At 44.2% G+C, this 20,736-nt stretch carries 18 protein-coding genes, 1 tRNA gene, 1 other RNA gene and 1 pseudogene; 5 read left to right on the top strand and 16 right to left on the bottom strand.

Features of this window, described 5'->3' with window-relative positions; translation table 11 throughout:
- Positions 1-318: 318 nt before the first annotated feature.
- From EWV84_RS03690 to radA, 7 genes are all read right to left on the bottom strand, one after another.
- A complete protein-coding gene (locus EWV84_RS03690; protein ID WP_286826510.1) occupies positions 319-1,248 on the bottom strand; it encodes a lysylphosphatidylglycerol synthase transmembrane domain-containing protein in 930 nt (309 codons plus the stop codon).
- Positions 1,241-1,699 (bottom strand): DUF29 domain-containing protein, encoded by a 459-nt coding sequence (locus EWV84_RS03695; RefSeq protein WP_287076535.1) that lies wholly within the window; start codon positions 1,697-1,699, stop codon positions 1,241-1,243. The genes EWV84_RS03690 and EWV84_RS03695 overlap by 8 nt, the downstream gene beginning before the upstream one ends.
- A 12-nt stretch (positions 1,700-1,711) precedes the next feature.
- Positions 1,712-2,167 carry a DUF29 domain-containing protein gene (locus EWV84_RS03700; protein ID WP_287076537.1) on the bottom strand — a complete coding sequence of 152 codons (456 nt, stop codon included), beginning with the start codon at positions 2,165-2,167 and terminating at the stop codon, positions 1,712-1,714.
- 12 nt (positions 2,168-2,179) lie between these two features.
- Positions 2,180-2,635: a DUF29 domain-containing protein gene (locus tag EWV84_RS03705; protein WP_287076539.1), complete on the bottom strand. Its 456-nt coding sequence runs from the start codon at positions 2,633-2,635 to the stop codon at positions 2,180-2,182.
- A gap of 12 nt (positions 2,636-2,647) precedes the next feature.
- On the bottom strand, positions 2,648-3,103 hold the full coding sequence (locus EWV84_RS03710; protein ID WP_287076541.1) for a DUF29 domain-containing protein: 456 nt from the start codon (positions 3,101-3,103) through the stop codon (positions 2,648-2,650).
- 72 nt (positions 3,104-3,175) lie between these two features.
- Entirely contained in the window at positions 3,176-3,277 is a 102-nt protein-coding gene (petL, locus tag EWV84_RS03715; RefSeq protein ID WP_002752397.1) for a cytochrome b6-f complex subunit PetL, read from the bottom strand.
- Between the two features lie 45 nt (positions 3,278-3,322).
- Positions 3,323-4,849: a DNA repair protein RadA gene (gene radA, locus EWV84_RS03720; protein ID WP_149986179.1), complete on the bottom strand. Its 1,527-nt coding sequence runs from the start codon at positions 4,847-4,849 to the stop codon at positions 3,323-3,325.
- Positions 4,850-5,082: 233 nt separating this feature from the next.
- Between radA and rpaB the strand changes: the two genes are divergently transcribed.
- Both rpaB and EWV84_RS03730 read left to right on the top strand, forming a co-directional pair.
- Positions 5,083-5,811: a response regulator transcription factor RpaB gene (gene rpaB, locus EWV84_RS03725; RefSeq protein ID WP_002734727.1), complete on the top strand. Its 729-nt coding sequence runs from the start codon at positions 5,083-5,085 to the stop codon at positions 5,809-5,811.
- A gap of 9 nt (positions 5,812-5,820) precedes the next feature.
- Entirely contained in the window at positions 5,821-6,462 is a 642-nt protein-coding gene (locus tag EWV84_RS03730; protein WP_286826514.1) for a cofactor assembly of complex C subunit B, read from the top strand.
- A gap of 373 nt (positions 6,463-6,835) precedes the next feature.
- Here the strand turns inward: EWV84_RS03730 and EWV84_RS03735 are convergent, their stop codons facing one another.
- From EWV84_RS03735 to EWV84_RS03745, 3 genes are all read right to left on the bottom strand, one after another.
- On the bottom strand, positions 6,836-9,487 hold the full coding sequence (locus EWV84_RS03735) for a DNA methyltransferase (RefSeq protein WP_287076544.1): 2,652 nt from the start codon (positions 9,485-9,487) through the stop codon (positions 6,836-6,838).
- A gap of 31 nt (positions 9,488-9,518) precedes the next feature.
- Positions 9,519-12,152, bottom strand: coding sequence for a cyanophycin synthetase (gene cphA, locus EWV84_RS03740; RefSeq protein WP_287076546.1), 2,634 nt, complete (start codon positions 12,150-12,152; stop codon positions 9,519-9,521).
- Between the two features lie 107 nt (positions 12,153-12,259).
- Complete coding sequence (locus tag EWV84_RS03745; protein WP_287076548.1) at positions 12,260-13,114, bottom strand: cyanophycinase; 855 nt, start codon at positions 13,112-13,114, stop codon at positions 12,260-12,262.
- 373 nt (positions 13,115-13,487) lie between these two features.
- On the opposite strand from EWV84_RS03745, the gene trmD reads away from it, so the two are divergent.
- On the top strand, positions 13,488-14,183 hold the full coding sequence (gene trmD, locus EWV84_RS03750) for a tRNA (guanosine(37)-N1)-methyltransferase TrmD (protein WP_287076550.1): 696 nt from the start codon (positions 13,488-13,490) through the stop codon (positions 14,181-14,183).
- Positions 14,184-14,207: 24 nt separating this feature from the next.
- On the opposite strand, the gene EWV84_RS03755 is transcribed toward trmD, so the two are convergent.
- The 3 genes from EWV84_RS03755 to EWV84_RS03765 form a co-directional block, all read right to left on the bottom strand.
- On the bottom strand, positions 14,208-15,704 hold the full coding sequence (locus EWV84_RS03755; RefSeq protein ID WP_287076552.1) for a serine/threonine-protein kinase: 1,497 nt from the start codon (positions 15,702-15,704) through the stop codon (positions 14,208-14,210).
- A gap of 121 nt (positions 15,705-15,825) precedes the next feature.
- A tRNA-Gly gene (locus tag EWV84_RS03760) sits at positions 15,826-15,897 on the bottom strand.
- Between the two features lie 320 nt (positions 15,898-16,217).
- Positions 16,218-17,264: a glucokinase gene (locus EWV84_RS03765; RefSeq protein WP_287076554.1), complete on the bottom strand. Its 1,047-nt coding sequence runs from the start codon at positions 17,262-17,264 to the stop codon at positions 16,218-16,220.
- A gap of 192 nt (positions 17,265-17,456) precedes the next feature.
- Between EWV84_RS03765 and ccmP the strand changes: the two genes are divergently transcribed.
- Complete coding sequence (gene ccmP, locus EWV84_RS03770) at positions 17,457-18,098, top strand: beta-carboxysome protein CcmP (RefSeq protein ID WP_002766539.1); 642 nt, start codon at positions 17,457-17,459, stop codon at positions 18,096-18,098.
- 22 nt (positions 18,099-18,120) lie between these two features.
- Here ccmP and EWV84_RS03775 read toward each other — a convergent pair whose 3' ends face one another.
- From EWV84_RS03775 to ssrS, 3 genes are all read right to left on the bottom strand, one after another.
- Positions 18,121-18,375, bottom strand: coding sequence for a hypothetical protein (locus tag EWV84_RS03775; RefSeq protein ID WP_287076557.1), 255 nt, complete (start codon positions 18,373-18,375; stop codon positions 18,121-18,123).
- Positions 18,376-18,431: 56 nt separating this feature from the next.
- Positions 18,432-19,808 (bottom strand): NAD(P)/FAD-dependent oxidoreductase, encoded by a 1,377-nt coding sequence (locus EWV84_RS03780; protein WP_287076559.1) that lies wholly within the window; start codon positions 19,806-19,808, stop codon positions 18,432-18,434.
- A 181-nt stretch (positions 19,809-19,989) separates the two neighbouring features.
- A non-coding RNA gene (ssrS, locus tag EWV84_RS03785) (6S RNA) lies at positions 19,990-20,177 on the bottom strand.
- A 233-nt stretch (positions 20,178-20,410) separates the two neighbouring features.
- On the opposite strand from ssrS, the pseudogene EWV84_RS03790 reads away from it, so the two are divergent.
- Positions 20,411-20,736, top strand: a pseudogene (locus EWV84_RS03790) (element excision factor XisH family protein); the annotation flags it as partial.

Consider the following 20,736-nt stretch of genomic DNA (forward strand, 5'->3'; position numbering starts at 1 on the left):
GGTGGGTTCCCAGAAGTCCTCGAAATCTTCTTCTATCAGTGCCGGAGAGGTGGCAGTTTCGTCGCTTTTGGCAATCGTCATTTTTTCGGCCTCTCTAGGTGGGAGTATCCATGTTTTTGCTGATTATTGATCCTATGTTACATCAGAATTTGGGAGTCAGGAGATAGATGTTAGGAGTTGAGAAAATTATCTTCGGTTAACAATGATCAAAACTTTTCTTCTGGGTGCGTTACATTGGGCTAACACAACCGACTAATACTAAAAAGGAGCAATAGATAATCAGTTTTTAATAACCAGATTTAGTATAATATCCTTAAGCTAACCAAAAAACTTGGCTTTATCTTTAACTAATTTTGTCCCGATTCCGGCGGCAATGACTTCAGAGAGAATGCTAATTAAACGATAGATAGCAACGGTGATAAGTACGTTGGCGGCGGGAAATTTTTCTGCGTCTAAAAGTGCGATTACTGTGGCTTCAAAAACTCCTAATCCTCCCGGCGCACCGGGGACAACTAAACCCAATAACCAAGCAAAACTAAAGGTTCCTAAGAGGGGTAAAATCTGAGCGGGGGTAATCATTTTTAATACCATCCAAGCTAAAATAAACCCCGCACCGCGCCACAATAAAAATCCAGTTTCACCCAGGAGAGGTACAAGAGGATATTTAGTTAGATAAACAGGTTCTTGAGCAATCTTTTTCTTTTGGCTAAGGATTTTCAGAGGATAATTTAAAAATTTGGGATGAATGCCGATTAAAATTAATCCTAAAACTAATATCTGTATCCCTAGACTTGAGCTAGATTTCATCCAACCTAAACCACTACCAATAACTGCTATGGCTAAGGCTGCACACACCAGCAATAAAAGTTCTAATACAACGCTTAAACTAGCGGTTCCCCAATCACTTCCTGCTTTATTAATTGCCACAATGCGAGCATAAAAGTGGCCGATATTACCGGGTAGATATTTTCCTAAATTGGTAATCATATAGATGCCAATTCCTGTGGAGGGTTTAATCGGTTGTTGATAGCTTTTGAGTATCCATGTCCACACCCATCCTGCCCAAATTTGAGCGATAATGGTGGTGACAAGTGCCAAGAAAAGAAATAACCAGCCGTGATTTTCAATTCTAACTGAGGTGACGTTATCCCAGTTATTTTTAAGGTTACTGAGAACAAAAAATAAGGTTCCACCAATAATCAGCCAACGTAGAAACTTTTTCAGCATTTCGTTTTTTCCTTTATTCATTTTCTGGAGGAAACCAATTGAGATCGAGCAGATTTTCTAAACTGTAGGGACATTCCCCAGGAAAACTAACTTGATTATCGGTTTTTTCTCTAACATAATTTAAAGCTTTCTGGTAAATACGAGGTAATTCTTTAGTGAAATAATTGCGGAGATTAGTAGTTAAATAAGTGTCGATCTGGTTTTTGAAATTGACGATTTCTGAACGCCAATGACTACGATTATATGTTCTTTCATCTTGCCAAAATTGTAATAATAAACAATCTCTAATAATTTGCTCTAATAAACTAGCAACACGAAACTTTTTTTCGTTTCCCAAGTCTTCTAATTCCTCGATTAAGTTTTCTAAGTCTAAAGCGTCAAATCTCTTCGCTTTTAAGAGTTCTATAGTTTCTTCCAACCAGAGAGAATCATCAATTTCGTAGAGAGTTTTTAAGTCGGTAATAACAGTCATTTTTTATCTCCTTTATTCGTAAGATGGTAGCCAATTAGGATCGAGAAGTTCTTCTAAACTGTAGGGACAAGTATTGGGAAAGTTGACTTGATTGTTGGTCTTTTTTCTCACATAACGGATTGCCTTCTGATAAATATTATCAAATTCCTGTTCTAAATATTTCCGTAAACTTGCCGTTAGGTAGGTATTTAATTGATCTTGAAAATTTACCAGTTCTGACTCCCAATGACTTTGATTATATTCTCTTTCCTTTGTCCAAAATTGCAGTAACAAAGCATGACGAATAATTTGCTGTAAAAAACTAGCAACACGAAACTTTTTTTCGCTGCCCAAGTCTTCTAACTCCTCGATTAAATTCTCTAAATCTAAAGTGTCAAATCTTCTCGCTTTCAAGAGTTCTATAGTTTCTTCTAACCAGAGGGAATCATCAATTTCGTAGAGAGTTTTTAAGTCGGGAATAACAGTCATTTTTTATCTCCTTTATTCGTAAGGTGGTAGCCAATTAGGATCGAGAAGTTCTTCTAAACTGTAGGGACAAGTATCAGGGAAAGTAACTTTATTCTTTGTCTTTTTCCGCACAAAGAAACCTGCATCTTCATAAATATTAGTTAATTCATTTTGTAAATAATTACGGAGATTGGTGGTTAAGCCTCTTTTTAGCTGAATTTGAAAGTTGACTATTTCTAACTCCCAGTGATCCTGATTATATTCTCTTTCATTTGTCCAAAACTGTAGGAGTAAAAAATGTCTAATAATTTGCTCTAATAAACTGGCAACACGAAACTTTTTTTCGTTTCCCAAATCTTCTAACTCCTCGATTAAATTGTCTAAATCTAAAGCGTCAAATCTTTTAGCCTTGAGCAGTTCTATGGTTTCTTCTAACCAGAGGGAATCATCAATTTCGTAGAGAATTTTTAAGTCGGTAATAACAGTCATTTTTTATCTCCTTTATTCGTAACGTGGTAGCCAATTAGGATCGAGAAGTTCTTCTAAACTGTAGGGACAGGTATCAGGAAAGTTAACTTTATTATCGTTTTTTTGACGAACGTATCGCAGGGACTCAAAGTAAATTTGCTCAAATTCCTGTTCTAGATATTGACGAAGATTTGTAGTTAAATAGCGCTTTAACTGATATTGAAAACTTATTATCTCTGCTTGCCAATGAGCCTGATTATATTCTCTTTCGCTTATCCAAAATTGCAGTAACAAAGCATGACGAATAATTTGCTGTAAAAAACTAGCCACACGAAACTTCTTCTCGTTTCCCAAATCTTCTAACTCCTCGATTAAATTGTCTAAATCTAACGCTTCAAAATTTTTAGCCTTGAGCAGTTCTATAGTTTCTTCTAACCAGAGAGAATCATCAATTTCGTAGAGAGTTTTTAAGTCGGGAATAACAGTCATTTTTTATTTCCCCTAGAATTGGCAATAGTGACCAGTTAAACCGATCACTACAGCTTTTTTACTGTTTAGATACTAGATAATTTTAGCGGAGCGCAGACCGAAAAAGAGACCGAGGGCAATTCCGGTAAAAACGATCAGATAACCCGCCAAAGCAGCAACAGCTAACACAGACATGGTGAAAATCTCCCAAGTAATTTAATCTTTTTTAGCATTGTACCGTTATTCTTGCCCTTCCCCTTCCTCGTCTTCTATATCTTCCCCAAAGCGCTGTTGGGGGGGGATTGCGGCGACAATTGCCTCGATTACCTTGCCGACTGGAACAATTTCTAAGCCCACATCTTCGGGATAAACTTGACCTCTGGGGACAATCGCCCGTTTAAAGCCCAATTTCGCCGCTTCTTTTAATCTTAGTTCCATTTGCGACACTAGGCGCACTTGTCCGCCTAATCCCACTTCCCCGATTAAGACTGTGCGCGGATCCACAACTCGATCGCGAAAACTGGCGACAACAGCGATCGCAACTCCCAGATCCGCCGCCGGTTCTTCCACTCCCAACCCTCCTGCGGAGGCAACATAGGCATCTAATTTCGATAAAGGAATACCGACGCGCTTTTCTAAAACGGCGAGAATTTGCTGTAATCGGTTGTATTCTATGCCCGTGGTCGATCTTCGGGGGGAAGCGTAGCTGGTGGGGCTAACTAATGCCTGTAACTCCACCACAATCGGGCGTGTACCTTCACAGGCTACCACCGTCGCCGTACCGGGGGAAAATTCGTCGCGATTGCCTAAAAACAATTCCGAGGGGTTTTCCACTTCCACCAAACCGTGATCCACCATCTCGAAAATACCGATCTCATGGGTTGCCCCAAAACGGTTTTTCACGGATCTTAAGAGACGATGGGAGGCATAGCGATCGCCTTCAAAATATAACACCGTATCGACCAAATGTTCCAAAACTCGCGGACCGGCGATCGCCCCTTCTTTAGTCACATGACCGACAATTAATAAAGTAATATTCTCCCGTTTTGCCACCTGCATCAAGGCGGAGGTACATTCGCGAACTTGGGCGACAGATCCCGGTGCGGAAGTTAACGCCCCAAAATAAAGAGTTTGAATACTGTCAATTACCGCCACCTGTGGGCGGAGAGATTCTAATTCTCGCAAAATTTCCTCTAAATCGGTTTCTGGCAGAACATAGAGATGATTATCGAGTTCTGAGGTTGATTCAGAGGCTTTTTTCTCCTTGCCATTGCCATTATTTTCCGACTCCACGGCAACCACTCCCACCCCCAAACGGGCAGCCCGCAGTTTAATCTGTTGTCCCGATTCTTCGGCGGAAACGTAGAGGATGCGCGGTAATCTTTGGGCGAGTTGGTTGGTAACTTGCAGTAAAAGCGTCGATTTGCCGATGCCCGGATCGCCGCCGATTAGTACAAGAGAACCGGGGACGATGCCACCACCGAGGACGCGATCAAATTCCCCGTAACCGGAGGGAAAACGTTCCTGTTCATACTGGGTAATTTCCGAGAAGCGAACCGAGATGCGCGGTTGGGGGTTGCGTTGCCCTTTGCCGTTATTTGGGCGACTATTTTGCCATCCTGGGCGATTTACCGCCGGATTATTGCCACCAGCCACCACTTGTTCTTCTAAAGTCCCGTAGGTGTCACAACTGGGGCATTTTCCCAACCATTGGGGAGATTCCGCCCCACAAGCGCTACAGATATATATTGTTCGCGATTTCGCCATGTTTTTTAAGAAAAGTTGCAGAAAAGCGGTTTGGGGATCAATTCTCTTGTCAAATTTAATTAAGTATGATATAGGGGAAGCAAGACCCTAAAGTTATTGATAATTGCCATAAAAGAAATAAAATAGGAAATTTAGGCTTAATGATAACGGCAAAAGGATATTCTATAAACAGGAACGCTCGTTATTTAACTTTAAAATTCATCACACTATTTAACTAAGGAGTGTTAAGTCAGTTGGAGAACCAGAAGGAAAAAATTCTCGTTGTTGATGATGAAGCCAGCATCCGTCGTATCTTAGAGACTCGTTTGTCGATGATTGGTTATGAAGTCGTCACCGCCGCCGACGGAGAGGAAGCTTTAGAAACCTTCCGAACCGCTGAACCCGATTTAGTGGTTTTGGATGTGATGATGCCGAAATTAGACGGTTACGGTGTCTGTCAGGAACTCCGCAAAGAATCGGATATTCCTATCATTATGTTAACGGCTTTGGGGGATGTGGCCGATCGAATTACCGGGCTAGAATTGGGCGCGGATGACTATGTAGTTAAACCTTTTTCTCCCAAAGAACTCGAAGCGCGGATTCGTTCGGTGTTGCGTCGGGTAGAGAAAAATGGCGCCCCGGGGATTCCCAGTTCTGGTGTGATTCATATCGGTTCAATTAAAATCGATACCAATAAACGCCAAGTTTATAAGGGGGATGAACGCATCCGTCTGACCGGTATGGAATTTAGTTTACTAGAATTATTGGTCAGTCGATCGGGAGAAGCTTTTTCGCGCTCGGAAATCCTTCAGGAAGTTTGGGGTTATACCCCCGAACGTCATGTGGATACGCGGGTGGTAGATGTGCATATTTCCCGTTTACGAGCCAAATTAGAGGATGATCCCAGCAATCCTGAGTTAATTCTCACCGCTAGAGGTACAGGCTATCTTTTTCAACGTATTCTAGAACTAGACGAGGAATAGTTCTCAGCTATGGCACAAGCTGATCCCGATCGTATTTTAAGACTGTTACCCCTGTTCGCCGGCATCGTCGGGGGTACGGTATTAATGTTTAATCGTTTTGCCACTGCCGATTTAACCCCATCGCAAGCGCGTTCCGATGTGATGGGAGTGATTTTGAGTGGGGTTTTAATTTTGGTGGGTTTAATCTGGCAAAGAGTTCAACCCCGCTTACCGGATGCTGTGGAATTAATCGGGCGCGAAGGCCTGGAATTTGCCCCAGATTTGCCAGAACCGGTTAAAATTGAGCTTGCTTGGGCTTCCCATTTACTTTTAACTAACACCGTGACAAAATCTCTGATCGTTTATTATCGGGGAGAAGTTTTATTACGTCGCGGTATCCTAAGGGAGAATTCTGAAGTTAAAGTTAGTAATATTATCAAAAGAGTTTTAGAAACCGGTAAAGCCGTTTATTTAGTTAATTTAAATTTATATCCCGCTAAAATCGAGTTTGACTATTTGCCAGAAAACACCCAAGGCTTAATCTGTCAACCCATCGGTAAGGAAGGGGTGTTAATTTTGGCGGCCAATGCGCCGCGCAGTTATACTAAACAAGATGAAATTTGGATCGAGGGAATTGCTGATAAATTAGCCGACACTTTCAGTCAGTTTTAGACGATTTCAGTAAGATTTAAGAATTTGGTTCAGATGAGAGTAGGCAATTAGCGTTCGACAGCAGTTATCTCAATGGCGAGATAGCTAGGGTCTGCTGAAAAAGTTTTTCGTGGGGGCAGGGTGTGGGGTGTGGGGTGTAGGGTGTAGGGTTTTACCGATTTTGAGGTAGTCAGTTACCTAATTTTCAGGGAAAAAGTCCCGGAATTTTACCCCCGATCACTCCAAGGGTAGGCACTTTTTGAGGGAAAAAAAGTCTAAAAGCCTTATCCAACAAAGTTTTTAGATTTATTCAGCAAGCCCTAGGGATACTTTGCTGGCGATCGAAGCTTTTCAAAATCGTTGACTGATGCCAAGCTGAATATTTTCTGGAATTTTATTCCTCTCCAGAGACTTCCAATAACTCTGCCAGTGAATTATCTTCAATTTCTATCTCGTCAATTGTATCATCAGTTAAGCCCAACTCTTTCTTGGCGAACACGCGCCTTGCACGACGATCAAGAATTTTAATAATATTGGTTCTATCTTGTTTAATTGCATCAATGTCTTCTTTTTGTATCAACACCATATAGTATCTCGATACTTCCATCATTCGATAAGCATACTGAAAAGCGTCTCTAGTAAATTCACCAGTAGTCACAATCATAACTACGTCAGACCCCGTTACGAAGGTCATACCAACTTCTTTGGCTAATACTTCTACATCTACTCGCTTTGTATTTTTACACTGAATTTGCCAACGATGATAAACAAAGCGGTCTGATGCTGCCAGAACATCTACTTCACCCTGTCCAGTTTCATAGTCTCTTTTCCGCCATTTTGTGAATCTAAGACTGGTGAGACGAATCATCCAAATCGCCAGCAGTTCAAGAGCTTTACCTTTAATATGTTTATCGGGATTATCTAGGTCATTAACAACATCTTCAAAACTTCGATTTAGCTCCGTTTGGGAGATTTCTGTAATATCGGATATAGATTGTAATAATCTAGATAACAGTTCTAGCTGTGATTTCTCAGTAAGCTTGACAAGATTAGGTTTCGCTCCTCGTCCACCGGTTGTTTTCTCAGTTGCAATTAAGCCGACTTTTACTAAAGGTTGAATAATATCCTGAACAAAAGATTTCGAGGGGAATCGGATTTTATAAACACTGGTGGCGTATCTGGTAATTTTATTCCACTCGGTTAGCTCAGTAATCGCCATCTGAAGCATAGCCAGTAAAAAATATTTTTGTTCTGAACTAAGAGTATAAAGCTCGTCAATATAGTCTCGATCGAGTTCTAATAGATCATAGACTCGATCCCAGTTAATCTCGTAACTTTTCTCTAGGACTTTGGCTTCTTGTAACCATTGTCTCATGGTACTAACATAAGTACAATTGGTCGAGAGTGAATACCCCATTTCTTGAAGTTCGTAAGCGATGATTTCTAGCTGGGGTTTATCTCCCCTGCTATTAATCGCTTCTATGGCTTTTATTAGGGACATTCCAGTTAGGTTAACAAGAATATGGCGAGCAAAAATTGTGAAAACTGTCTCACTATCTTGTTGATTGTCTAATATTTCATTAGCGATATCCGTGAGTCGATACTGCCAATCATCACCATCAATTGATTCAACCAACTTATAAGCACGAAGGGAAAGAAATGTATTCATGGCAAGTTTGCCACGATTCTCTCCTTTCTGTAGATCGTTTTGGCTGGAATGACCAGCATAATAACGTTTAGCAATCTCATCCTGAAGCACTCGACGATCGGGAAGACAATCAGAACAAAGTTGTACTAATTCAGATACTTGAAATTGCTTAGGAGAAAACTGGTCGCCGTAGGTAAATCTGATGATTTTTTTGTCTGTCATACTATCATCGCTTGCAGGAAACAAATCCAACTGAACAAAAGGTTTTTGATTATCCATTGTTAAGCTTTTGTCAGGATAATCATTAGCCAGTTCTAAGGCTCGTGCTTTAAGAGTTTTTCTATCCTTTATAGGCGCTACGACTAAAGGAGCATCTTGTTCAAATCGAAACTGCGACGCTATCATATAATCTTCATTTAATTCAAACGCTAACCAACGACGCTCAAGGGTTTCAGCTACTCGTCCTGTCATGTTTGAACCAGCAAAAGGATCGAGAACTAAATCCCCAGGCTCAGTACAGAGACTAATAACAAATTCGGGTAAAGCTTGCGGAAATCTAGCAGGATGGGGTTTCACCCCTTCTTCCTTACATCTTCTTTGATAGTAATCATTAGATGCCGTGTTAGAAGCAGATATAACATTTACTGGCTGCCCTAAATCATGCTCTAAAATCCAGTTGAACTCTCCTAGCACTGGACTACCTATAGACTCGCCTCTTTCCCGAATAGAATCAGTAATAATATTTGGGGGAATAGCTCCTCCTCGGTCATTCTGAAATTTAGTGGAAATATCATGTCCTGACGGGCGCAGTTTGGCCTCATAACCATTTTTAATCAGGTTTTTCATTGCCTCGCTATAAGGCCGTAAAACTCTCTTGTTGTTTGCTTTCGGGTGCGGCTCCTTCGATAACCACCAAACCGTATTGACAGCATCCTTGACTCGTTCCCTCCTAACTGTCACCCATTCTGCGGGGGTAGGAAGTTTGGCTGGATTATACCAAAAAAGTTCTTGGGCGAGAAAAAAACCTAGTCCACCTTCTAATCTCGGTTTACAAAGTTCTATAACTAACTCGAAATGATACAGAGAACGGACGGGAAAACCTTTAAGCCAACTACCACCAATATCTATAACTAGGGAGCCTTTGGGCTTGAGAATACGATAAAATTCACCAGCAAATATTTTAAACCATTCAACATAATCATCAGCGTCCACATTGCCATACTCTTTTTTTCTTACTAAGGCAAAAGGTGGGGAAGTACAAATCAAATCGACACTCTCATCCGGCAACTCCCCCATCAGTGTCAGGCTATTACCCAAATAAGCGGAACCAAGCCGAGTCTCATAATAGGGATTTCGGCTGATTTTGATTAAACCATCGTACTCAGTAACAATTGGCACTACTTTATTTTCTAGCTATTTTTCCTAACTGCTAACCCCGATCATAAGTAGGGGGTTGATGTTTCTCGATCAAATCGATCGCCTGGGTGACACTTTCCGGGAAAATTACCACTAAACCCCCCTCAGAAACCGTGCTTAAAGCCTTCTCTAAAGCCTCCGTTTCATCGAGAATAACTTCCGGACGCATACTGACATTTTCTTGGCTAATTCCCCTGAGAATTAAATCGGCCACTTCCCCCCGTCGGCGACCGCGAGTATCGTTATCTTCCTTGACAATAATTCGATCGAACATTTGGGCCGATAATTTCCCTAATAAAATTAAATCATCATCGCGTCGATCGCCAGGTCCCCCAACCACGCCGACTTTTTCCCCGGACCAATTGCCGACAAAACCGCCGACGGCTTCGTATCCGGCGGGATTATGGGCATAATCGATTAAAGCGTGATGATGTCCCAAGTCAAACAGGTTCATCCTGCCGGGGGTCTGGGCCACGGAAGGTTTAAAAGTTCGGATCCCTTGGCGAATTAACTCGATATCGATACCCTGCACAAAAGTCGCTAAACAGGCGGCCAAGGCGTTAGCAATCATAAAAGGAGCCATTCCCTGCATAGTCACGGGAATATTGACTGCTTCCTCGATTCTCAGCGTCCATTCTCCCTCTAGAATCGACAGATAGCCATTCTCATAGATGGCGGCCATGCCACCGCGACGGATATGGTCGTGAATAATCGGGTTATCGGGACTCATGGAAAAATAAGCGACTCTTCCCTTTACTTTTTCGGCCATACTAACGGTCAAAGGGTCATCGGCATTTAAGACCGCGTAACCCTCGGCGCTAACCACCTCGGCCACAACGCTTTTTACCTTCGCCATCTGTTCGATGGTGTCGATATCCCCGATACCCAAATGGTCGGCGGCCACATTTAACACCACTCCCACATCGCACTGATTAAAGGCTAAACCCGATCGCAGGATACCACCCCGGGCCGTTTCTAACACGGCAATCTCGACTGTGGGCTCCTTCAAAATCATACCGGCGCTGTAGGGACCGGTGTTATCGCCCTTTTCTACCAGATAATCATCGATATATACCCCGTCCGTCGTGGTAAATCCGACTACTTTCCCCGTTTGTCGGCAAATATGAGAAATTAAGCGGCTAGTGGTGGTTTTGCCGTTAGTTCCCGTAATCGCCAGAATTGGCACGCGACTGGGAGTCCCGGGGGGGAATAACATATCGATAACTGGGGCGGCGATATTGCGGGGTAAACCGCGACTAGGGGCGACGTGCATCCGAAAACCGGGGGCAGCGTTGACTTCTACGATTACCCCGTCCACTTCTTTCAGGGGTTTGCGGATATCATCTGTCACCACATCGATACCGGCAATGTCCAAACCGATTAATTTTGCCACTCTTTGGGCGATCCAGACGTTTTCGGGGTGAATTTCGTCGGTACGATCCACGGCGATGCCGCCGGTGCTTAAATTAGCGGTGGCCCGCAGATAGGCGATCGCTCCTTGGGGTAAAATGCTGGTTAATTCATAGCCCTGTTTTCCTAGCACATTAAGGGCGGTTTTGTCAATGGTTATTTTAGTTAAAACGTTGGCGTGACCGTCACCCCGGTTGGGATCCCGATTAGTAATTTCGATTAATTCTTCTATAGTTGAGCGCCCATCACCGACGACGTGAGCGGGAATCCGTTCGGCCACGGCGGCAACTTTGCCATTTATGACTAAAATTCGGTGATCACTGCCTTTATAGTACCTTTCTACGATCACGCTGCGGGTTTTCGAGGCGGCACTGGCTAGATCATAGGCTTCCTCTGCTTCCTGTTGATTTTTAACATCGATGCTGATGCCGCGGCCGTGGTTGCCATCGAGGGGCTTAATCACGATGGGAAATCCTCCCACTTCCTCGATTGCCTCTGGCAATTCATCCAAGTATTGAATCACCGTACCCCGGGGGACTGGAATCCCTCCATCCTTGAGGATAGTTTTCGTGCCTTCCTTGTCACAGGCCAACTCAACGGCTAAAATCCCCGAAAAACTGCTTAAAGTGGCTTGAATGCGCTTTTGGTGAACGCCATAGCCCAATTGCACCATGGAACGAGCGCTCAGGAGTAACCAGGGGATATTTCTAGCTTGTGCTTCTTTGACGATGGTTTCGGTACTCGGACCAAGGGCGGCATTATTGCATAAATCGCGTAAATCGGCTAAATCCTGGGCCAATTCTTCCTTAGAATAGGTTCCCGTATCGACAAGGGATTGACACAAACGCACGGCAGCCCGACCCGCATAACGTCCCGCTTGCTCGTCAACGTACTCAAATACCACGTTATAGACTCCGGGGGTGGAAGTGCCTCTAGTGCGACCAAACCCGACGGGAGTTCCTGCCAGTTCCTGCAATTCTAGGGCGATATGTTCGATAATATGGCCCATATAAGTACCAGTGCGGACTCGTTCAAAGAAACCGCCGCGATAACCGGGGGAGCAGTAATGTTCGACTAAACTGGGGAGAACGTCGATTAATCCCTCGTAAAAGCCTGGGATTTCATTCGATGGCTTCTCTGCGAGCTCTTCGAGATCTAGACGCATAACAATGAGCTTGTCGCGACGAATACTCCAGTAGTTGGGACCGCGCAGGGTTTGGGTTCTGATAATTTTCATGATATAGCCGATGTTCGCTGTTGAGAAGCACAAAGAAGCCGTTGTTTATTGTCTGGTTTTCCGAGATTAGTAGACTGTTCACTATGAACAGTTTTTCGGGAGTTTTTTTACCCTAATTTAGCGATCACTTGCTGTTTTTTGAGATGATAGCCATCACCGTAGGCAAGAATATGTACCCGCAGATTATGCAGACTCAGGGGTTCGTTAGCGGTGACGTGATGGTGGTTGGTGTGGGACATTTCCCTAGCATCAATTACCGTCACTGTACCGCAGCCGATTACCGTCATCGTGCCATCCCGCTCAAACATAGCGCAGGTATCCTCATCGATGCCAATTCCTAAACGTTCGGGATAACCGGAGATAGCGCTCATTAACCGAGCCATGCGGTTGCGATTGTGGAAGTGTTGATCGACAATGACTTCAGGAATGAGACCTAATCCCATGGCCATATCTACTAGGGCCCGATTGGGTGCTTCCCCGCTGCTGCCCCCAGCAATCATGTGATGACCCATAACGGCGGCCCCGGCGCTAGTTCCGGCCAGAGTCAGTTCTCCCTGTTGCACTCTTTGTCTGATCCTTTCCATCAGGGGGGTATCGGAGAGCAAACCGCATAAACGCAGCTGGTCGCCTCCGGTCATAAATACACCTGTACATTCTTCGATGTAGGCTTGAAATTGGGGATCTTCTCCCTGTACACGATCGCGAATATCAATAACTTTGACGTATTTTGCCCCCATTTCCTCGAAAATCTTCTGATAGCGATCGCCAATTAAAACCGGTTCTCTGGAAGCGGAGGGAACAATAGCGATCACCGCTTCGCTACCCCCGGCGCGATTCCAAAAGGTGTGCAGTATCTCTTTACCGTGGACTTTATCCTCGGCACCACCAATGACTAAAATCGCCGTTTTGAGAGATATGGGGGTAGGATTTTCGTGGTGTTGGGTTTCTAGCTCGATGATCATGTCACTGAACGAATAGACATTTTTAGGGATGGAAGGTTTTTCGGGAAGATGGACAAGTATCTTGATGTTATTTTCCCTGAACGGTTGACGGAAAAAAATGCGGTTTAGGAATATTTTTCGGGACATCAAGCAATAGTAGAGGCGATTTTAGCAATTTTCTTCGAGCCACTGGCAATGACGGACTGTTAGTTAACTTTAAGTCTAGGCTAGACTTCGATCACTCAAGCTAGAGCCAGAAAAACCCCTAGACAGTACAGCATAGTCTATCATGTTATCGAGATAGACTAGCGCCAAATTAGCAAGATTTTAACCGATCGAACCGTGACAAAATGATACATTAAACACTATCCCAGTCTAGGCCTTAATTTTTCCCGTGCAGTTTGACATCATTACTCTCTTTCCCGATTTTTTTACCTCACCGCTGCAGTCGGGGTTGTTGGCAAAAGCTCTCGAACGCGACATCGCTAGGGTAAATTTGCTCAATCTCCGGGATTTTGCCCACGATAAACACCGTCGTGTCGATGATGAACCCTACGGTGGTGGTGTGGGAATGTTATTAAAACCAGAGCCAATTTTTGAGGCGATCGAGTCTTTAGAAATTTTACCACCCCGGGAGATTGTGCTGATGACTCCCCAGGGGGAACCTCTCAATCAAGCTTTACTGAAAACTTGGGCCGGTAGTTATCAGCAGTTAATTCTCATCTGCGGGCATTATGAAGGGGTAGATGAGCGTGTTTGTGAGCATTTGGTGACTAGAGAGGTATCTTTAGGGGATTTTGTCCTAACTTGTGGGGAAATCCCTGCTTTAGCGATTATTAACGGGGTGACGCGGTTGTTACCTGGGACGGTAGGTAAGGCAGAATCGTTGAAATTGGAGAGTTTTGAGGCAGGTTTATTGGATTATCCCCAATATACCCGGCCGCCGGTCTTTCGCGGTTGGCAAGTGCCGCCGGTTTTGCGCTCGGGTAATCATCAGGATATCGCCGATTGGCGCTATCAACAACAACTCGATCGCACTAAGGAACGTCGTCCGGATATCTGGCAAAAATGGCTAGAGGAACCGGATTAATCCCCCAAAATGCTGGCTCGCTGCCTACAATTTCAGGTGATTAAGGGCTAAATTCCGTTGTTGGAGAGCGAATTGATGGCTAGGCTCTAGTTGTAGGGTTTGGTTAAAAGAAACCACTGCTTCCGAGAAACATTTTAACTTGTAGAGACAACAACCCCGTTGATACCATGCCTCAGCCTTTTGGGATTGTAACTGTAAAGCCTTATTATAAGCGGCGACCGCTTCACTGAGTCGTTCTAATTCCCGTAAAGCTTCGCCTTTGCTAAACCAAACATTAGCATCGGATTTAATGGCCAGGGCCTGATTATAAACCGCTATACCTTCCGCATAATGTTGCATCCGACATAAAATCATGCCCTTGTAATGCCATGCTTCCAGATAATCTGGCTGCAGTTGAATTGCCTTATCCCAAGATGCGATTGCGGCGCTGATTTGTCGTAAATTAGCTAAAGCGATGCCGCGATAAAACCAAGCCCGAGCATTATTATTCTCTAATTGAATTACCTGATTAAAAGACCCTAAAGCTTCGGGAAAACGCCCCAATCTTTGCAAGGCCAGACCGCGATTATACCAAGCATTGACAAAATTGGGCTTTTTTCGCAGGGACTGCTGATACAACTGAACTGCTTCCAGATGCTCCCCCAAATCGAGGTGTGCGTTACCGCGATAAAACAGCTCCTCTGGTGAAATTTCCCTGATTAAAGCTTGTTGGTGACGCAATTGCAGTAACTGTTTTATGGCATCTAAAACTTCTGCTGCCGAGGGAAAGCGTTGGCGCCAGTCATAACGGGTCATTTTATCGATAATAACTGCTAGATCATCTCTAACATCGGCCTGATTGCGCCAAGCGATTTCTCCGGTTTCGGCATCTTCGGGAAATTGCGTCGGTTTGAGACCAGTTAAGGCTTGAATAGCGATGATTCCCACGGCATAGACATCGCTAGACAATCGCGGTTTATTTTGCGCCTGTTCACTAGGCATATAACCAGGGGTGCCAATCCCAATGGACACACTGGTCTGTTTTGCTTTTAGCCATTGAGTCCCCACTTGTTTGACTCCACCAAAGTCGATTAAAACCAACTTGCCCTCGTGGCGACGGATAATATTATTGGGTTTTATATCTCGGTGAATGATATTATTTTGGTGGACAAAAGCCAGAACTTCCAAGATATCTTTTAATAACTGAATTACCTGACTCTCTTCTAAACGCTTACCATTAGAGATTTCCTGACTAAGATCGTGACCATCGATAAATTCTTGAACGATATAAAAAGAATTATTTTCCTGAAAACTGGCGAAAAATTGCGGTATTTGAGGATGATGGCCGAGTTTTTCTAAAGCTCTGGCCTCACTCTCAAATAATCCTATAGTAACTTCGTTAACCACTTGGGGCATTAACTGTTTGACCACACATTGAGGACGGCCGCGGCGATAGTTATCTTGAGCTAAAAAAGTTTGACCAAAAGCCCCTTGACTTAGGGGTTTAATAACCTGGTAACGTCCCCCGATAATTAGTTTCATGGTAGCGATAGGATTATCTTTGCCCTAGAGCAGCTTGACAGGACAGTTAACAGCCAAAGGGGTTAACTTGCTCATGCCCATCTTGCCAGTTAATTCATATATTACATCAATTGTCGTCAGAAGCGGGTAACGCGACTCGAACGCGCGACATTCACCTTGGGAAGGTGACGTTCTACCACTGAACTATACCCGCAAAAGTCTTCCTAATCATAGCATTGACCCCCCAGCCAGAGCAACTGCCCTAGGCTATTTTCCATCACCGCACCAGTGCAGTTTGTCGGCAAAACTGGCCCGGTCGCAATTTAACATTTTTTCTTCACAGGACAGTAGGGCTTTTTCTAGCTGTTGCTCGGCATTTTTTCGGCTTTATAGCGGCTTTTGTTGATAAACCCCAAAAATAACATCTAAGCCCCCCCAAGCACAGCCAAGGGCAGGAAAACCGTGATGGAGAACATTTTTTTGATCGCTTACCTCAATCGCTGCTGCCGTTGGTAAAATCCAGTCAACCCTCGCTCAAAGCTGACTAGCGCAGGAAACTGCCCCCATTAGTCCCACTTGGGTATTAAGAACGATATAAACGGGAATATTGCTTAATAGCTCCCTCATCCGACCTTTAGCCCGAAAAGCCTTCATAAAGCTACCCTCGGTCATTAGGGGAAGATTTTTGGCCGCAATCCCTCCCGCGATGTATAATCCTCCGTAGGGAAGCAACTTGAGGGCTAAATTGCCCGCTTCCGCACCGTAGGCCTCGACAAAGATTTTCATGGTTTGATAACAGAGATAATCCGAGTCATCTTGGGCAAAACTAGCAATTTTAGCCGCTAAATCGACGGTTTTTTGCGGTTTACCCATTTCTTCTAACCAAGTGCGGTAAATTTCCGCCATGGCCGGTGATGACTGACTATAGTTACTATCGTGGAGAAATCGATAGATAGAAGTGATTCCTTGCCCGGAAACCACTCGCTCCACCGAAATGCGCTCGATATTATAGAGTTCCAAGAGATAATTTAATAGTTGATATTCTAAACTCGATCGAGGGGCAAAATCGGCGTGGGAACCCTCACTACCAAACACCCGATATTTACCTTTCGAGACAGGAATCAAAAAACCCTCTCCTAACCCAGTTCCTGCACCAATAACCGCAATCGGGGCCTCTGGTACTGCCGGGGCCGACTGTAGATTGTGCAGCTCCTCTGGGGCTAATCCTAACACCCCATAACCGATCGCCGCAAAATCATTAATTAATTTTACTCGCTCAATCTGCAGCTCGTGGCTTAGGCGATCGCCAGTTAGGAACCAACTTAAATTAGTCAATTCGGAACTATTGTTAACCACTGGACCGGCAATACCGAAACAGGCTTTTTCCACCGAGGGAATAGTGACTTGTCGGGCCAAAAACTGCTGGACGATCGGCACCAGATCGGGGTATTGTTTACTAGGATAAATTTCTTGATCGAGAGTAGTTAGCCGGGGTTGGGGACTATCGGCTGAGTTTTGGCAATCCACTAAACGCAGGATTGTTTTAGTTCCCCCGATATCTCCCCCTAAAAGAATCGTCATGTTGGTTTTTCCCTCAGTTTGTCCCCATAATTATAGTTTTTTTACCGCTTCTCCCCAGGTAAATTTAAAGGCCACTAATTCTATACTATAGTGAAAGATGGTAATGCCTAAGCCCTAATTAAGGATTGATTAATCGTCGCTCCGGGGTTGGAATGGGGATTTGCCAGAGGACAGAAAGAGGGAGAAATTAGCTTGGGTGTAGAACTTCGCAGTTACGTTTATCTTGACAATTTACAGCTTCAACACGCCGCTTACATCGGTACAGTCGCCCAAGGATTTTTACCCTTACCCGGGGATGCTTCCCTCTGGATTGAAATTTCCCCCGGCATCGAGATTAATCGCATCACCGATATTGCCCTCAAATCCGCCGTGGTTCGTCCGGGGGTTCTATTCGTAGAACGACTCTATGGACTCTTAGAACTCCATTCTAGCAGTCAGGGAGAGGTAAGGGCGGCCGGTCAGGCAATTTTGCAGTATTTAGGCGTTAGTCAGCGCGATTGTCTGAAACCGCAAATTGTCTCCAGCCAAATTATTCGCAACATTGACGCTTACCAAGCCCAATTAATTAACCGTAGTTCTCGGGGTATGATGTTAATGGCAGGACAGACTTTATATGTTCTAGAAGTGCAGCCGGCCGCCTACGCTTCCCTGGCCGCTAATCAGGCCGAAAAAGCCGCTTTAATTAATATCCTACACGTTACTTCCGTGGGCAGTTTTGGCCGCTTATATTTAGGGGGAGAAGAACGAGATATTATCGCTGGTTCTAGGGCGGCAGTTTCAGCTTTAGAAAATATTCAAGGTCGAGCTTTTCCCGGTAGCGACAAAAAAGAATAAGACAAGACAACAGGATTCCGCCCTATTGAGGAGATTCAAAAATTAGTTCGCTATTATTCAGTTTTTCAACGACTAACTTGCGATAGAGTGTCACCTGACGAAGGATTTGGTCGGGATTGTTTTTCTTGTTAGAAAACATGATCATTTTAATCGATTCAAATTCTATTCTTGTGATCACACCATCTTTGATCGCTCGTTCAATTCTAACTCGTAAATATTCTAATTCTTGGCTTTCCTCTGGGGTAATTTCTAGACTGTTAGGACGTTCTATTTTCATTATTGATCGATTGTTCTTACCTGCTAACTGATAACTGGATAATCACGGCTATTTTTTCACACTTTCACAATCGGTGCAGAGAGAGTTTCCGTCTGGCTAGAAACGGCTAGATTATTATTTTGGCCGTTATTTTGCGGCAATTGTCCAGAAGCTAAATTTTGCCCCTCTCCCGTAATCAAACGAGCGCCACGACCGCGGGTAAAATAATTCCAACCCCATTGCACCATCACCACTAATTTATTATCAAATTCGATCAGATAGTAAATATGGGCCCAAACCCAGACTAACCAAGCGATGAACCCGGAAAACTTGACAAATCCCAAATCAACCACGGCCGCATTTTGGCCGATAACTGCCAGACTACCTCGATCGATATAATGAAAAGGTGGAATAGTTTGCCCTTTTAGGCGAGAAATTAATAAATTGGCCAGATATTCGCCCTCCTGCATGGCCACGGGGGCAATTCCGGGTAAAGGTTTATCTCCCTGATGGGCAAAATTAGCCAGATCCCCGATCACAAAAATATTGGCATAACCGGCGATACTTAAATCTGGTTCAACGATTACCCGGCCGACGCGATCGAGATTTACCCCGGTTCTTTCGGCCAAAATTCGCCCCATTCTCGATGCTTTTACCCCTGCTGCCCATAAAATTGTCTCGGCGGCGATTTCTGTCGTCTTTTCTCCCTGACGGACGCTGACACAACCTTCAACAATATTGGTAACGATGCTGTTAGTTTGCACTGTCACCCCTAATTTTGTGAGAGAAGCGGCAGCTTTAGCGGATAAATCGGGGGCATAGGGAGGTAATACTCGATCCATCCCTTCTAAGAGCAAAATTTTCGCTTCTGTGGGGTTAATCTGGTGAAAATCCGACCTAAGCGCACCGTGGGCAATTTCGGCGATCGCACCTGCTAATTCTACCCCCGTCGGTCCGCCACCGACAATAACAAAAGTTAATAAAGCTTGCCGCTTTTCGGTATCGGTTTCTTTCTCGGCCTTCTCGAAAGCGAGATAGATGCGACGACGCATTTCCACTGCGTCTTCAATGGTTTTTAACCCGGGAGCGTAGGGTTGCCATTGATCATTGCCAAAATAGTGATGACTGACTCCCGTGGCAATAACTAACTGATCGTAGGCGATCGGCGGGTGATCTTTCAAGATCACTTCTCCCTTGACCGGATCTATATCTATGGCGTGATCGAGGAGAATATCTGTATTCTCATGACCCCGTAGGATTAAGCGCAAAGGTGAGGAGATATCGGCCGGAGAGAGCGCCCCAGTAGCGACTTGATAGAGGAGGGGCTGAAAAAGATGGAAATTTCGCTTATCGATGAGGGTAACATGAACGGGGGCGTTTTTTAGGGCTTTGGCCGTGTATAAACCCGCAAATCCGCCGCCGATGATAACAACTCTTGGCTGTTTTTCAGTCATTGCTTAACAATAATTCATAAATTTCTCCCTAGTGTAGTCCGGATTGTCACAATTTAGCGGTGACAAGCGTTACCGAAAACAGCAGTCTTTAACCTAGAAAAAATATAAATCAGAGCTTTTTTGGCCAGCGAGGAGGGCAAAACCAACGAAGTACAGGGACTCTGATATGCTCAAAAAACTTGAAAAGACCGCTACGCCGTTTTACCTAAGTTTATGACCTGGGTTAACCAGGTGGGAACTTATATTCCGCGTTTCTGTTTCCGAGTACAAGCTCGGTTTACTACCACACGGATTGGTTATTCGCTCCCTTATCACAATCAAGCATAGATCAAAAAACTTGAAAGGCAGTCACCAACGTAGAAGCCCGATTTGTTCCCATCATAGCATTTTTTTTTCTCAGAGGCAAGAGGGGCGATTCAGTGATCAGTGATCAGTTATCAGTGATCAGATTTGAGTTTTCAGTTTACTGTTTACCGATCACAGCCAAAAAGCCTGCCAACAACCAGCAATTCCCAATGCAAACGGTAGCACAGAATACAGAACCCGTCTTACTCTTGCCTTTCAAAATGGAGTGAAGGGTTTGAACAGTGGGTTTCGCAGGAATGGAAGTCAAACAACTGGGTTTTCTGGGGATGCTGAGCTATTTCCAGGTAGTTATCGCTGGGATAACTGACCCTCGAAGTGCCGGCAATGCTACCCGCTACAGTCTGAAAGACGCAATATTAGGGGCATTCGCCGCCTTTTTTCGCCAGAATGAATCATTTCTAGAATATCAGCGTCAACTGAATAGTCGTTGTGGACGAGATAATGCTCAAAGTCTGTTTGGTTTGGTCAATATCCCGACAGTAGAGCAGATGCGGAACATCCTCGATGGAATAGCCGCAAAGCATCTTTTCCCCTGGTTCAGATGGATTGATCAAGGGCTGAA

This window comes from Microcystis sp. M_QC_C_20170808_M3Col, assembly GCF_007095505.1.
GTDB lineage: Bacteria > Cyanobacteriota > Cyanobacteriia > Cyanobacteriales > Microcystaceae > Microcystis.

Bases quoted from the DNA above. Each gene is read 5' to 3' on its own strand.
- EWV84_RS03690 (WP_286826510.1), bottom strand. From the start codon at position 1,248: ATGAATAAAGGAAAAAACGAAATGCTGAAAAAGTTTCTACGTTGGCTG.
- EWV84_RS03695 (WP_287076535.1), bottom strand. From the start codon at position 1,699: ATGACTGTTATTACCGACTTAAAAACTCTCTACGAAATTGATGATTCT.
- EWV84_RS03700 (WP_287076537.1), bottom strand. From the start codon at position 2,167: ATGACTGTTATTCCCGACTTAAAAACTCTCTACGAAATTGATGATTCC.
- EWV84_RS03705 (WP_287076539.1), bottom strand. From the start codon at position 2,635: ATGACTGTTATTACCGACTTAAAAATTCTCTACGAAATTGATGATTCC.
- EWV84_RS03710 (WP_287076541.1), bottom strand. From the start codon at position 3,103: ATGACTGTTATTCCCGACTTAAAAACTCTCTACGAAATTGATGATTCT.
- petL (WP_002752397.1), bottom strand. From the start codon at position 3,277: ATGTCTGTGTTAGCTGTTGCTGCTTTGGCGGGTTATCTGATCGTTTTT.
- radA (WP_149986179.1), bottom strand. From the start codon at position 4,849: ATGGCGAAATCGCGAACAATATATATCTGTAGCGCTTGTGGGGCGGAA.
- EWV84_RS03730 (WP_286826514.1), top strand. From the start codon at position 5,821: ATGGCACAAGCTGATCCCGATCGTATTTTAAGACTGTTACCCCTGTTC.
- cphA (WP_287076546.1), bottom strand. From the start codon at position 12,152: ATGAAAATTATCAGAACCCAAACCCTGCGCGGTCCCAACTACTGGAGT.
- EWV84_RS03745 (WP_287076548.1), bottom strand. From the start codon at position 13,114: ATGATCATCGAGCTAGAAACCCAACACCACGAAAATCCTACCCCCATA.
- EWV84_RS03755 (WP_287076552.1), bottom strand. From the start codon at position 15,704: ATGAAACTAATTATCGGGGGACGTTACCAGGTTATTAAACCCCTAAGT.
- EWV84_RS03765 (WP_287076554.1), bottom strand. From the start codon at position 17,264: ATGACGATTCTTTTAGGGGGAGATATCGGGGGAACTAAAACAATCCTG.
- EWV84_RS03775 (WP_287076557.1), bottom strand. From the start codon at position 18,375: ATGAAAATAGAACGTCCTAACAGTCTAGAAATTACCCCAGAGGAAAGC.
- EWV84_RS03780 (WP_287076559.1), bottom strand. From the start codon at position 19,808: ATGACTGAAAAACAGCCAAGAGTTGTTATCATCGGCGGCGGATTTGCG.